Source organism: Phormidium tenue FACHB-1050 (assembly GCF_014696925.1).
Lineage (GTDB): Bacteria > Cyanobacteriota > Cyanobacteriia > Pseudanabaenales > Pseudanabaenaceae > Pseudanabaena.
Window position 1 is genome coordinate 108634 of sequence record NZ_JACJQY010000006.1, and the last position, 13677, is coordinate 122310.

12 protein-coding genes and 1 riboswitch are annotated in these 13677 nt (G+C 42.7%); of the genes, 2 read left to right on the forward strand and 10 right to left on the reverse strand.

The genetic code is table 11. The annotated features are described in order from the left end of the window. Positions 1 to 113: 113 nt before the first annotated feature. Entirely contained in the window at positions 114 to 809 is a 696-nt protein-coding gene (gene rppA, locus H6G05_RS06030; RefSeq protein ID WP_190577194.1) for a two-component system response regulator RppA, read from the forward strand. Then, complete coding sequence (gene rppB / locus H6G05_RS06035; RefSeq protein WP_190577196.1) at positions 806 to 2245, forward strand: two-component system sensor histidine kinase RppB; 1440 nt, start codon at positions 806 to 808, stop codon at positions 2243 to 2245. Before rppA ends, rppB begins: the two co-directional genes overlap by 4 nt. Here the strand turns inward: rppB and H6G05_RS06040 are convergent. The 10 genes from H6G05_RS06040 to H6G05_RS06085 form a co-directional block, all read right to left on the reverse strand. Next, a complete protein-coding gene (locus tag H6G05_RS06040; RefSeq protein WP_190577198.1) occupies positions 2172 to 3347 on the reverse strand; it encodes a ZIP family metal transporter in 1176 nt (391 codons plus the stop codon). The two genes, rppB and H6G05_RS06040, sit on opposite strands and share 74 nt — an antisense overlap. Further along, positions 3344 to 4441 (reverse strand): multicopper oxidase domain-containing protein, encoded by a 1098-nt coding sequence (locus H6G05_RS06045; protein ID WP_190577200.1) that lies wholly within the window; start codon positions 4439 to 4441, stop codon positions 3344 to 3346. The genes H6G05_RS06040 and H6G05_RS06045 overlap by 4 nt, the downstream gene beginning before the upstream one ends. 227 nt (positions 4442 to 4668) lie before the next feature. Next, positions 4669 to 5853 carry a hypothetical protein gene (locus tag H6G05_RS06050; protein ID WP_190577202.1) on the reverse strand — a complete coding sequence of 395 codons (1185 nt, stop codon included), beginning with the start codon at positions 5851 to 5853 and terminating at the stop codon, positions 4669 to 4671. Positions 5854 to 5887: 34 nt separating this feature from the next. Beyond that, positions 5888 to 6076: a CbtB domain-containing protein gene (locus H6G05_RS06055; RefSeq protein WP_190577204.1), complete on the reverse strand. Its 189-nt coding sequence runs from the start codon at positions 6074 to 6076 to the stop codon at positions 5888 to 5890. A 25-nt stretch (positions 6077 to 6101) separates the two neighbouring features. Continuing rightward, a riboswitch (cobalamin riboswitch) is annotated at positions 6102 to 6247 on the reverse strand. Between the two features lie 143 nt (positions 6248 to 6390). Next, entirely contained in the window at positions 6391 to 7245 is an 855-nt protein-coding gene (lgt, locus tag H6G05_RS06060; RefSeq protein ID WP_190577205.1) for a prolipoprotein diacylglyceryl transferase, read from the reverse strand. A 76-nt stretch (positions 7246 to 7321) separates the two neighbouring features. Next, positions 7322 to 8251 (reverse strand): vitamin K epoxide reductase family protein, encoded by a 930-nt coding sequence (locus H6G05_RS06065; RefSeq protein ID WP_408962462.1) that lies wholly within the window; start codon positions 8249 to 8251, stop codon positions 7322 to 7324. A 143-nt stretch (positions 8252 to 8394) separates the two neighbouring features. Beyond that, complete coding sequence (locus H6G05_RS06070; RefSeq protein WP_190577207.1) at positions 8395 to 9426, reverse strand: tetratricopeptide repeat protein; 1032 nt, start codon at positions 9424 to 9426, stop codon at positions 8395 to 8397. A 158-nt stretch (positions 9427 to 9584) separates the two neighbouring features. After that, positions 9585 to 11531: a heavy metal translocating P-type ATPase gene (locus tag H6G05_RS06075; RefSeq protein ID WP_190577208.1), complete on the reverse strand. Its 1947-nt coding sequence runs from the start codon at positions 11529 to 11531 to the stop codon at positions 9585 to 9587. 147 nt (positions 11532 to 11678) lie between these two features. Further along, entirely contained in the window at positions 11679 to 12074 is a 396-nt protein-coding gene (locus H6G05_RS06080; RefSeq protein ID WP_199310356.1) for an ArsR/SmtB family transcription factor, read from the reverse strand. A gap of 82 nt (positions 12075 to 12156) precedes the next feature. Beyond that, positions 12157 to 13641 (reverse strand): multicopper oxidase family protein, encoded by a 1485-nt coding sequence (locus H6G05_RS06085; RefSeq protein WP_190577209.1) that lies wholly within the window; start codon positions 13639 to 13641, stop codon positions 12157 to 12159. Positions 13642 to 13677 lie beyond the last annotated feature (36 nt).

Below are 13677 nucleotides of genomic sequence, written 5' to 3' on the forward strand. Positions count from 1 at the left end.
AATGGCAAAGGGCTTAATAAATTCTTAAGTAGCTTGCCAGAGGTGCGATGAAATCGAGGTGAAATGCTAATTGTTTCGCTACAATCAAGCTCGTGATTAATTTACTTAGATCCATGCGAATTTTGCTTGTAGAAGATGAAATAGACTTAGGAACAGCGATTAAGCAGGTTTTAATTTGCGAAAAATATGTAGTGGATTGGGTAACTGATGGCGCTCAGGCTTGGTACTATCTCGAAAATCAATGGACAGACTATTCTGTGGCAATTTTTGATTTGCTCCTGCCCAAACTATCAGGACTAGAACTATGCCAAAAACTGCGATCGCACCAAAATCCATTGCCCGTACTCATGCTCACAGCCCTAGGACAGCCCGAAAATCGGATCGCAGGGCTAGATGCAGGAGCTGATGACTATTTGGTTAAACCCTTTGTGATGGAAGAACTTTTGGCAAGGTTACGCGCATTGCAGAGGCGATCTCCAAATTTGCAACCACAAATTCTCACCATCGGCAAATTTTCTCTGGATTATGCCAATAACTCACTATTAGTGACGGAATCTGATCAAGTATCACAGGTTATTCCCTTAACAACAAAAGAGTTTCAGATTCTCACTTACCTCATGCAAAATGCTGATCGCATTATTTCAGGCAGCAAAATTCGCAATCAACTTTGGGATCTCAATGAAGAGCCAATCAGCAATGTAGTCGCAGCGCAAATGCGTTTATTACGTCGTAAATTATCAAGCTATGGCTGTGAATGTCCAATTGAAACGATTCCCAGTCAAGGCTATCGGTTTAACACGCAGCCATGAACACCCATCTATTATTTCGCCGTAGCCGTACTCGTCTTGCACTTTGGTATGCAGGAGTGATGGCAGTAATTTTGAGTTTGTCGGGATTCAGTATGTATCGCTTTCTGATTCAATCCAATTGGGAAGCGATGGAACGGGAAATGGAATCGATCGCAGGGACTTTGCACGATAGTTTAGAACCTATGTTACCTGCTTCCGAAGAACCAACTTCTATTTTACGACGAATTTTGCCAGAACTCTGTTTAGTAGACCAGCCTTGTAATGTCAGTCCTACTCTAATTCAACGGCATACAACAGGAATTAGTGATCGCAGTACATACTACATTCGGCTCTTCAATTATCAAGGTAAACTTCTCGCCTTTTCACCCAGTCAAATACTTAAAGAATTACCTTCAAGTTTATCTGATCATCCTTGGCAAACTTTTCAAAGTGCTAATGGAGTCCGTTATCATCAGTTCACGATTATTCTCCATAGCGATGATGCCAAGAGTCATCAGAGCCAGCAACATAAAGTCAAAACTTCTTGGGGCTATTTGCAAATTGGGCGCACCTTAGAACCTTTTGATGCGGAAGTAAAGCGAATCAAAATAATTTTGGCGATTGGATTGCCGATCGCTTTGATTTTAATCGCGATTTCTAGTTGGTGGCTATCCAAATTAGCAATGCAACCGATTTACAAATCCTATCAACAACAGCAACAGTTCACCGCCAATGCTGCCCATGAATTGCGATCGCCCCTCGCCAGTCTCCTTGCTACTGTCGAAGCAATCTTACGAGTACCACAAGCTAATCTCGAAGATACGCAAACTATGCTCTACAAAGTAGAAAAGCAGGGAAGGCGCTTGAGTAATTTAATTGCTGACCTCCTCCTTTTGTCTAGTCTTGAGCAAAATTCATCTCCAAAAAAATTTCAACCCTGCTGTTTGAATGATTTAGTCAGCGACTTGACCGAAGAAATGTCAGAACTTGCCACTGCATCGGATATTCACTTAACTAGTCAAGTTCCTTCTATAGAAATCTATGTACTTGGCAATGAATCACAACTTTATCGACTGGTATCAAATCTGATTGCTAATGCCATTCAGTACAGTCTTGCTCAAGGATCTGTGCATATCAGTTTAGAAGTCCAAGACCACAATGCTGTTATCGCAGTAAAAGATACAGGGATTGGCATTCCTAAGGCTGAGCAACATCGAATTTTTGATCGCTTCTATCGAGTTGATGGTGATCGCTCTCGCAAAACGGGGGGGACGGGTTTAGGCTTGGCGATCGCACAGGCGATCGTGCATCATCACCAAGGTCATCTCACTGTCAAAAGCGAGCAGGAACAAGGCAGTTTATTCATGATTCACTTACCCTGCCTTAAGCACTCACCAGCAGCGCTGTTCCATACATCACGGCTAGACCCAGACCAAATCCCGCCAAACTCGATTTAGACAACCACGAACCGCCCTGCTTTTGGGCAGTGCGAGTTAGATATGACCCAACCTCGACAATTACTTGTAACACGGCTCCTGCGCCAATACTCAAAAACAGCACGGCAAAAATCGGCATAAACGCGAATGCTCCGATCCAAGTGCCGATCACCGCAGGTAACCCCGCTAAAGCAACTAAACCAATCAGGGTTCTGAGTTTTGGGCGGAGGTCAATGAGCGGAGCCGCAATGCCAATTCCTTCAGTAATGTTGTGCAGCGTAAAACCTATGACAAGCAGAGATCCTAAAGCCGCTTCTCCAACCGCAAAAGCAGCCCCGATCGCCAATCCTTCTCCTAAATTGTGAATACCAATGCCTAAAGCCATGTATGTCGATAACTTAGTTCCTTCTGGAGCTTTACCAGATCGTCTACCAATCATAAAGACTGTTAAGAAGCTAGCCGCAGTAATCAACCAAACCAGTGTACCGCCTGAAAAAACTGTCGCAACTTTCGCTGCTTTCTCGATTGCTTCTAGAAGGGTATCCACAAACAAGAAACCTAGCATACCGAGAGTCAGCGCCAATAGAAATTTCATGCCCTGACCACTCAGCGCTTTTAAAGCTGGGTAGAACATCATTCCCAACCCAACAGGGACAATACCGACATACAACCCTAATAAGGCAAAGCTCAACAAGCGATTACCCGAAACTGTGGGAGTTTGCACAGCGACTTCAATTTTATGTTCAAACGCCACGCCCGTATTCGTCAACAAACTAATATGATGAGATTCTCCCTCGACCCATTGATAAGGCAGTCGAATCCAAGCACTCGAAAGCCGAGGTAACTCACCTGCTGGATCTTGCGTAAATTGCCAATATGCTCCATCGATTTGCACTTGAGCAATTTGCATGGGTTGTGAACCATCGGCACGAACCGAAAGAGAAATGCCTGTCTCATCTAAAATTGTCTGTTCTACGGTGAGTTTTTCTACGGGTGGTGCAGCACTCTTCAACAGTGCTAGTGGATTTGTCGTTAGAAAAATGCCAATTAATGCAGTAATCAAAACTAGGGGAAGAATCACCCAAAGCCAAGTATTTTGTTTGTGCAGTTTTTGCTCATTCATGCCATTACCTCAAAAGCAGCCATCCAACCTAATTCGAGAAATTCAGACTGATGGGCATGGAACATATAGTTTCCAGCCTCAAAGTCTTTAAAAGAAAACTCTAAAATGCCGCGCTGGGCTTGGATCATCGATACGGTATCGATTATGCGATGGGTCGGGGTGAGCGTTGTGCCGTGATCGTAGAAATCAAAGAAATTAGCGTGGAGATGAAAAGAATTGAGCGGGTCAAATTCAACTACATTGATCAGATAAATCCGAATTGGGCGATCGCGTTCAACCCGAATCGGACGCTTCATAAACTCGAAGGGAATCGTATTAATCGCATAGACTTCATTCTTCTCGTCAAAATTAGTGTCAAAAGCATTCATCACCATGACAAACTCCTGCCACTTAGCATTTTCAGGTGTCCCTAGTTGACGAGATTTCGCCACCGAGTGCTGTTCAAGATGCTTTTGAGGATCGGGGTCAACAATAAATGCTCCATACATTCCTTTATGCATATGGCGTTTAAATGGAACCGAGTGGCAGTGATATAAATGACAACCAAATGGTTTTGCCTCAAACTCATAGGTGACTTCCATCTCAGGAAATGCTTCGAGTGTCCCCGCAATTCCATCTTGACGCGCTGAATGAATGCCGTGAAAGTGAATTGTGTGTGGATGAGATCCAGAATTCTTAAAGTTGATCCGTACGCGATCGCCCTCTGTGACTCGGATTGTTGGTCCAGGTACTCGCCCGTTGTATGTCCAAGCTGGATACTTTATGCCAGGGGCAATTTCAATTTCTTTTTCTTTTACAACAATGTTGTATTCCCGCAGTGTTTGACCATTAGACAAGCGCGAGACTTTCCCTCCATCCCAATCGGTTAACATTTTGCGCGGATCAAATCCATTTTTAGTCGAATCTACGTCTCCGACCATCATGTTGCCGCCATGCACCATGCCTGACTGGGACATATCCATCCCTTTCTGATTGCCCTTTGATAGGTCGGGGGATTGAGCAAAAGCATTGGCAGGGAATAACTTACCGAAAAGAGTTCCAGCCCCTAGTAAGCCTGCTCCAAGGAGCGATCGCCGAATTGAATTGGGTTCCATAAAAAATACTACGGTTAAGCAGCCTTAAGCCATAAACAGTTTTCATAATCGTTTCATTATTTATGATATCACAGCCATAAATAGTTTTCATAATCGTTTCATTATCAGTGTTAGTACAAAATCAAACCCCAAAAGGGAATGGCGGCGCGAAGCGCCGCCATTCCCTTTTGGGGTTTACGTTATGAGATTTGACTTTAGCCAATACTGAGTAGTCATTACGATCTGATTTAGATTGATTCTGACTTCTGCTGTGACCATAATCCTCCAATCAACCCCAATGCCAAAATAGCAGTGAAGTAAAATAATCCGATAAATCGAACTAGCATCGGCGGGGCAATCCCTTCTACATCAATTTCTTGAATCACTTGGAATGATTGGAATTGACGGTTGCTAGTTGGACTAGGCGATACTTTAACTTCAACTTTGTGAGGTGCACCATCAAAAAATTGCTCTTGCCATGTCAGTAAACCCTTAGAATCAGCAACACCTTGATAGCCAAAAGCTACCCAGTTATTTTCTAGTTGTGTGGACTTAATCGCAACAATGACATCACTGACAGGCTGATTAGTTTTGCTGTCAGTGATTTTTGCTTGAAAAGCTGCCATTTGTCCAACTGTAGTGGATTTATCTCCAGTTAGCTCCAGTCTTAGTCCTTGAGACTCGATTAAACCAGAATTATTAGCAGTAGATGTCTCTGACTCCATGCCTGACTGTGCTTTGACTAATTCGGCATTGATATTAAAGAACAACAGGGCGGCGATCGCTAAAACAGTCACACCACTGAGAAGTAATCGAACTGGTTGCGGGGCAATTTCTCCAGCTTGAATCTTAGTCTTTTTCCCACCACCGATAATCCAACCACCACCAAACCCGATCGCTAACAATACTGCAATAAGAACAGGAAAGTAGCGAAACTTCAAGGGATTTTCAGGAACTGTGAGATTTAAGGTCTGCTCAATTGGGGTAAACGCATCAGCTACAGTTGGATTGACATTGATCTTCAACTGATACTCACCGCGAATTGGAAAAACCTGTTGCACCAAAAACTCACCTGTAGGAGCATCTCCAACAATGTCTAACAGTTTTGTCCCCTCGACAATTGGAAAGTCTGTGGTAAACCAAGGTGTTGGTGCAGGAGTGAGGATTTGTAGATGAAACTGTGCATTCTGTAATGACTTACCTGCGGCATCTCGCGCCTGTAATTTTAACTGGACAGGTGAATCATATTGCCCAGAGCCTAAGTATTTTGTGGCTTCTGCTTCTAATGGAGTCACTTGCGCGATCGGCGGCGCGGTCACTAATTGCACAGAGGGTTGGGATGATTGAGAAACCCCAATGAATGCGGTACTTGCGATAATGATGAAGCAGGTGAAGCCCATCAAAAATGTTGATAATTTAAACTTTGATAACACGATTAAAACCTCCTGTAAGTGCTGAACTCGAACATTAATGACAACTCACTCCAAGTGTGTGATGTCGAAGCGAATGAACGGAGTCATGCACCGCAGGATAAGTTGTAAAGTAAACCGACCAGATTATTAGCGCCCACAATACAACATATAAAGCTGCTTGTACTTGCACTGACATAACGAACTGCTCAGTCCGCCACCATATTGTTTGAACGGAATTTTTCATTTTGTACCTCGCAAATGAAATAAGAGTTTGAGATTGCTCATTAGCGGGTATTCTGACTAAAAAAGCTGATTACTTTTATTACAGTTGCGGGACAGCGTTGGATTTGCACCAAACTTTCCCCGTCTCTTCTAGTGACTGTTATTCACTAGAACTGATAAGCATTTCAAACTATACCAGCATGAGTAATGAGTATTTTGTGGAAGGAAAAAACTTAATGCTGCGTCTAAGGTATATCTAAAGTTGCGATCGCTCTAAAAATAGCCTCATAAATCAAATGCTTTTTAGAGCGATCGCTATGCAAGAGTCAGTATTTTTTATATTTGACTATCTTTTTGAGAAACTTTTTTGGAAACTGTGTCGGGAAACCGTCGCCGCAATCCGTATAGCCAAACTAAACCCGCAATACCTAATGCGATCGCCACAAGACTGATAATTTGAGCAGTACGCAGTGATCCAACCATTAGGCTATCTGTCCGCAACCCTTCAATCCAAAAGCGCCCTAGACTATAGGCGATCGCATAAGTCATGGTTAACGTCCCAGTTCTGATTTTGGGAAATCTGAAGAATAGAAACATCAGGATCGCAAACACACCCATATTCCAGACTGATTCATATAGAAATGTGGGATGGAAGTATGACTCGCTTGCAAATTCAGGGGGACGGCGATCAATGGGAATAAATAATTTCCAAGGGAGATCGGTGGGTCGACCAAAAGCCTCAGAATTAAAGAAATTGCCCCAACGCCCGATCGCTTGACCTAAAATCAGCGCAGGCATAATAATATCCGCCATTAACCATGCTGAGATTTTTTGACGTTGACAAAAAATAATTGTGGCAACTGCACCGCCAATAATTGCACCATGAATCGCGATGCCGCCTTCCCAAATTGCAAAAGCCTTATAAGGTTGATTTTGGAAACGTTGCCATTCAAATAAAACATAATATAGACGGGCGCAGGGAATAGCGCCAACTATTAGCCAAATTACGAGATTGCCGACCACATCTGGCTCGATACCACGTTTTTTTGCAAGGTTTTGGGCTAATAATGTGCCGATAATAACTGCGGAGGCAATCAACATTCCGTACCAACGGATCGAAAGTGATCCGATTCCAAAAGCGATCGGACCTGGAGATGTAAACTCAAATGCAAATGGTAAGAAGTTAAGCATTAGAAATGATGTTGTGTGAAGTTGAAACAAGAATCTATTCAAAAACAAAAAATGCTATAAACAGCATTTTTGAGCGTTAATGATCAGGCAGCATATAAAGGAAGTTACGATCGCCTTGATAGCCTGACAAATCAGCAAGCTTTTGAAGTGTTTGCTCACCCTGATAAAACTTGCCATTGATATCCCATGTAGGTACTGTCTGAATTTTGGCTGCTTCACATAATTGAGGTTGAGCATTCTTTCCATCGGGTAAGCATTCAATCCAATTCAATTCAGCTAAAGCTTCTTTGCCAAATAATTGCTTTTGCTTGTAGCAATGAGGACAGGTATAGAGGACATACATCTTTGCGCCTATTTGCTTGAGATGCTTTGCTAGGGCAATTTCGGCAGCACCTGAAGTTGTCGTAACTTCCCATCCTATTCCCCGTTTAGGTCTTGCTGTTGGTGATTGGATGATTTGTTTCCCTGTGACGGCATCAACGGGTAAAGTCGCACTAGCGATCGGTTTATTCACACTTCCATAAACAACAAATGTACCAACAATAGTAAGAGTGGCGATGAGCGCACCTGTGAAGAATAATTTTCCGATGTCTTCCCATTTGCGACCAATGACCGATAACACAAATAGACTGGTAGATAGAAGCGCAGAAGCGATGCAATAAACACAAGCTGCCTGAATTACCGTAACTAACAAATAAATCAAGTAGCCACTAAATATCATCATGGCAGTACCACCCATAAAGAGTAGTAATCCTGTCCAGTTATCTAGCTTAGTACGAAGTTCTTTTTGTTCCTGCTTAACCAATAAGGGCGCGATCGCAAAAGCAATCATACTGGCATATCCCAAGCAACCAAACAGAGATAGCGGCAAGCCAAAAATTTTGGCATAGGGAGAAGTAAGCACGACATCGCAGGCATTGGTCGGGCAGGCGACCGATGATTGGGAAAAACTGACAAAGGTTAGATAGGCAGTAATAACCACTCCTAACGTGGAAATACCGGCCATAATCGGGCGTTGATATCGCTGTAACCAACTATGCGATCGCTGTTGCTTGCGGAGTTCTTTGACTTTTTGAGCGGTGGATGAGATGGTCTCTTCAGGAATGTTTTCGTTCATAATTTCTAATTCAGATTTGATTAATAAATTGACTATTTGAGATCTTTAATGGCTGCTTGGACTTCGTTTATAGCTTTAAGATCACCTAGGCGGGTATATAGTTCTTCTGCCCGTTGAAATGACATCACAGCCTCTTGGTTACGCTTTTGTTGTGCCAAGATTTTACCCATATTAAAGTGGGCAAGGGCATCTTCAGGATTGTTTTTGATGATTTCACGGTAGGTAATGATTGCCATAGAAAGTCTGTTTTGCCCAGTATATAAAGTTGCGATTACTTGTTGTATAAGGGGATTGGGTCTAAGTTTGGCAGCAGTCTGATAAAAACCAATAGCTTCATCTAATTTGCCTTGTGTAGTTAGAGCTTGGGCGAGCATTAAATTTGTTTCAAGATGACGAGGATTAATTTTAAGAATCTGCTGATACCTTGCGATCGCCTCTTCTGTTGTAATCTTTGCGCGGTCTAAACTTACGCTAGTAAATAGAACATCTGGATTTGTGGGGGCAAGGCGCACAGCTTTGGCATAAATATCTGAGGCAGCTTGGATGTTCTGCTGCTTTTCAAAAACATGACCTAGATCAAGATATGCTTTCACATTGCTTGGAGCAATGGTAATCAGTTGTTGATATGCTCTAGCCGCATTTGCAAGATCATTTTGACTATCGAAAATATAGCCAATACTTTGATAAGCATCAATATTTTTAGGATCGATGGCGATCACCCGCTGATAAAATCCCAATGCTTCTGTAAAGTTTTTCTGCTGTGTGTATATGAAACCTAGACCAATTAGAGATTTTACATCTTTGTTATCTAAACGGATGGCTTGTTGAAATGCGGCGATCGCCTCTGGAAACTTACTTTGTTGGGTAAACAGAAAGCCAATACTTGCTTGAATTTTGGCATTTTTAGATTCGATGGTGGCGGCTAGTTGATAGTCAGCTAATGCACTGGCTATATCCTTTTTATCCCACAACTCTTTACCATGTTTGACTAAATCTGTAACCCTAGGCTTAGTTTTGTCTGATGGCGAGATTACGTGGGAAAACGCTGCCGTATTCCCAGACATTAAAAACACAAAAAAAGTAATGAATATCTTTTTGAACATAAATTAGATGAAATTTATTTAAGAACTTTAGTTAATAAGTAGATACGCCAAAGAGAAGTTAACACTTTTAATAAAAGTTTTTAACAAACATCAATTGGCTCATACAAGAGTAATAGGTACTATTTTAAAACTCTGGACGCATTGGCGATCGCCAACAAAGCCATACCGACATCGGCAAAAATCGCTTCCCACATATTCGCCACACCAAAGGAGCCAAGGACAATGAATAATCCCTTGATTCCCATAGCTAGGTAGATATTTTGAAGGACGATGCGGTGCGTTTTTTGTCCGATGGCGATCGCTTCAGATACCTTAGAAGGAGCATCAGTCATAAGCACCACATCCGCAGTCTCAATCGCTGCATCAGAACCCAATCCACCCATAGCAATCCCAACATCAGATCTAGCGAGAACAGGAGCGTCATTGATGCCATCACCGACAAAGGCAACTTTCTCTCCCTTTTTGACATTTTTTAAGAGCTTGTTGAGGACATCAACTTTCCCTTCAGGTAAGAGATCAGCGTAGTAGCTATTTACGCCTAAACGTTCGGCAATAATCTTTGCCACACTGTCGCGATCGCCTGTGAGCATGACTGTATGAATGCCCTGTTGTTTTAGTGATCGGATTGCCTGATCTGCATCATCTTTGAGTTCGTCAGCAATCTGAATATAGCCAGCATAAACATGGTCAATTGCTAGATGTACAATTGTGCCTTTATTGGAAGGAATTGTGTAAGCAATTTTTTCGCGTTGTAAAAAGCGTTCATTACCCGCAAAGATAGTTTGATTGTTAATCTGCGATCGAACACCATGACCAGCAATCTCTTCAAACTCACCAATATCAGACAGATCAGGAGCTTTCCCGTATGCTTCCAGAATCGACTTGGCAACAGGATGATTCGATCTCGCTTCTACTTTTGCGGCAATCTCTAGTAGTTCTGATTCTGTAAATCCATTGCTAGGAGCAATCTTAGCCACCTTAAAGTTGCCTTGAGTTAAAGTTCCTGTTTTATCAAAAGCAACTACCTTCACCGCCGCTAAGGTATCTAGGAAGGTTGACCCCTTAACCAAAATGCCACGCTTCGCTGCACCACCAACACCCCCGAAATATCCTAATGGAATACTAATCACCAAACCACAAGGACAGGAAATCACCAGAATAACTAAGGCTCGATAGAACCATTCGGCTTGCGTCGCCCCTTGCATTACCAATGGTGGAATCGTTGCCACTGCTAAAGAGATAAACACCACAATCGGCGTATAGATTCGAGCAAACTGCGTGATAAATTTCTCGGTTTCCGCCTTCTGACTACTGGCATTTTCGACTAAATCGAGAATCTTGGAAATTGAAGACTCACCATAAACCTTGGTCACGCGCACAGTGAGATATCCTGTCTCATTGATCATGCCCGATAAAACCGTATCGCCAATGCCAACAGCACGAGGGACAGATTCTCCCGTCAGCGCCGCCGTATTTAGTTGAGCATTACCTGCAATGACTTCACCATCAAGGGGGATTTTCTCTCCTGCTTTGACGATGATTACTTCACCTACAGATACAGATTCTGGAGAAATTTGCTCCACACCTGACTCGGTTTGACGAAAAGCGACATCGGGACGAACTTCTAAAAGAGACTTGATTGATCGCCGCGAATTGCCGATCGCCATGTCTTGAAACAATTCACCGATTTTGTAAAACAGCATGACCGCAACTGCTTCAGGTAATTTGTGAATGGCAAATGCGCCTACTGTAGCGATCGTCATTAAGAAATTCTCATCAAAGAAGCGACCACGCAGAATATTTCTTCCCGCAATTTTGAGAACGCTCCATCCACTCAGTAAGTAGGCAACTGTGAATATCGCATGATCTACTACCCAATAGTTCATCTCATGTAATCGCTCTTCAAAAATGAGACCAATTGCGAATAGCACAATTGTCGCTCCAACTGCGATCACTTCTCTCTTGATTCCTGAAGAGTCATCACCATGACTATGATCATGGTCGTGATCATGATCAGACTTCTTAGAATTTTTAGGCTCATTATCACCGCAACAACTTTTTGCCATGCATACCTCTGAATGATTGAACAACTATTCAATAGATTAGCAAAGAATTTAATTTATAGCCAGTATTGTTAAAATATAAAGCCCAGAAGAGAAACGGCGCGAAGCGCCGTTTCTCTTCTGGGCTTTTGGGCAAAAAATCAATAAACTTTACAATTCGCCCTCTTTTAAATGGTCTGCGACTTCTCGATAAAGATTAACTATATGCTTGTCTGCAAGGCTGTAGTAAACATTACGCCCTTCCTTACGGTAAGTTACCAATCTAGCCGATCTCAAAATTCGCAGTTGATGAGACACCGCAGAATCGCTCATTTTCATAGCTATAGACAAATCACAAACACATAACTCTTGTCCTGCAAGAGCAGATATGAGACGCAATCGGTGAGGATCAGACAGCACTGCAAAAAAATCTGCCATTTGTTGTGCTTCTTTGGACGAGAATATCTCAGACTGACAAGCAACCACCTTATCTAAATGCACCAGATGAATCTCACAGTTTGGTGCATCATCAGTTGTTATAGGCTGTGTTTTCGACTTGGCTGGCATGGCAATAAAAATTGATAATCATTTTCAACTTTAATCTTACCAGAGCCTTATTTTTACTTTGAACCTTAATTTAGTCCTTAAGCTATGCTTGCATATCCACAAGCCCCATCATGCCAAGATCTTCATGGTCAAGTATATGACAGTGATATACTGTTTTTCCTACAAAATCGCGGAACGGAATCCGAATCCGTACTGTTTCCTTAGCGCGAACACGCAGAGTATCTTCCCATGCTTGATAGGGATCGGGTTTGCCATTGCGATCGATTACTTGGAAAGGATTTGTATGCAAATGAAACGAGTGTTCCATCCCATCGGGATCTACGTTTGCAATCTCCCAATCTTCAGTAGTTCCCAATTTTACGGTGGCATCCACTCGATTCATATCAAAGGTTTTGCCATTAAATAGAAATGTCATTTGCATCCCCATTCCTGTCCCCATTGCCATCGACATTTCAATGCGGCGAGTTTTGACTGGTTGAGGTAATATTTCAACGGGAATGAGTTTTTGTGGTAATGGGAGGGGCTTTGCTAGTGCGTCTTTATAGGTAATCGTAGCGATAACTTGAGTTGCATTAGCTTCTGTTATACGATTGCCCATCATCATGCCGCCGTTATTCATGCCTCCCATCATCGCTAATCCACCGCGATCGTAAGGTAAATTTAGCAATCGATATTGTTTGGGAGTGCGATCGCCCCGAACTAATACTTCTGCGCGTTCACCGGGGGATAACAGTAGTTCTTTTAGCTCGACAGGTTCGGCGATCGCACCACCGTCAGTAGCAATCAAATAAAACGGATGATCTTCGAGACTGAGACGATAAAAACGAGATGTTGAAGCATTGATCATCCGCAAGCGCAACAAACCGCCAGAGGCTAAAGAGAATGTGGGATTTACTTGTCCGTTAACGGTAAGAATTGAGCCTTCCCGTCCGCGCATAACGTCCATATGATTAGGGACAGGAATTTTGCCATTTGCATCAAGTGCAAAATCTTTCAAAAATAAAAACTCTTCTTTAGCGGCTCGGATTTCGGGAATATCATCCAATGCACCACGCACAATAAAGATACCTCCCAATCCGCCAAACACTTGTTCTGCAACCGTTTCATGTATGTGGGGATGATAGAAAAATGTTCCTGCAGGATGATTTTTTGGCAGAGTAAATTCATAAATCTCGGTTGCGCTGGGCGGAACGGAAAGAAAGATATTGTCAGCTTTTCCAGTCGGTGGAATGTGCAGCCCATGATAGTGGAGATTTGTAGCTTGGGATAGCTTGTTGGTAAAATGGATGCGTACAGAGTCCCCAGCTTTTGCTTCTAATCTTGGTCCTGGAATTTGTCCGTTATAGGTCAATAAGTTGCCCTGCTGTTGCCCCAATTTGATGAGACTGGGACGTGCTTCTAAAGCCACATCTAATAAACCGTCGGGATTAGTTGTAAATACTTCAGCACCATTAGTTTTTTGAGTAAGTTGCCTTGAGGTACTAGCCCAACTGCATTGGGTTAATAGTACAGATCCAGTAGCACCAGCACTAAGGGAGAGAAACCTACGTCGATTAATGGAATTCATATACTTTTGTTCGGGCTATGAGCTAGGAACTAATGG

Excerpts from the sequence above, each read along its gene's own strand:
- rppA (WP_190577194.1), top strand. The coding sequence starts at position 114 with ATGCGAATTTTGCTTGTAGAAGATGAAATAGACTTAGGAACAGCGATT.
- rppB (WP_190577196.1), top strand. The coding sequence starts at position 806 with ATGAACACCCATCTATTATTTCGCCGTAGCCGTACTCGTCTTGCACTT.
- H6G05_RS06040 (WP_190577198.1), bottom strand. The coding sequence starts at position 3,347 with ATGAATGAGCAAAAACTGCACAAACAAAATACTTGGCTTTGGGTGATT.
- H6G05_RS06045 (WP_190577200.1), bottom strand. The coding sequence starts at position 4,441 with ATGGAACCCAATTCAATTCGGCGATCGCTCCTTGGAGCAGGCTTACTA.
- H6G05_RS06055 (WP_190577204.1), bottom strand. The coding sequence starts at position 6,076 with ATGAAAAATTCCGTTCAAACAATATGGTGGCGGACTGAGCAGTTCGTT.
- lgt (WP_190577205.1), bottom strand. The coding sequence starts at position 7,245 with ATGCTTAACTTCTTACCATTTGCATTTGAGTTTACATCTCCAGGTCCG.
- H6G05_RS06065 (WP_408962462.1), bottom strand. The coding sequence starts at position 8,251 with ATGGCCGGTATTTCCACGTTAGGAGTGGTTATTACTGCCTATCTAACC.
- H6G05_RS06070 (WP_190577207.1), bottom strand. The coding sequence starts at position 9,426 with ATGTCTGGGAATACGGCAGCGTTTTCCCACGTAATCTCGCCATCAGAC.
- H6G05_RS06075 (WP_190577208.1), bottom strand. The coding sequence starts at position 11,531 with ATGGCAAAAAGTTGTTGCGGTGATAATGAGCCTAAAAATTCTAAGAAG.
- H6G05_RS06080 (WP_199310356.1), bottom strand. The coding sequence starts at position 12,074 with ATGCCAGCCAAGTCGAAAACACAGCCTATAACAACTGATGATGCACCA.
- H6G05_RS06085 (WP_190577209.1), bottom strand. The coding sequence starts at position 13,641 with ATGAATTCCATTAATCGACGTAGGTTTCTCTCCCTTAGTGCTGGTGCT.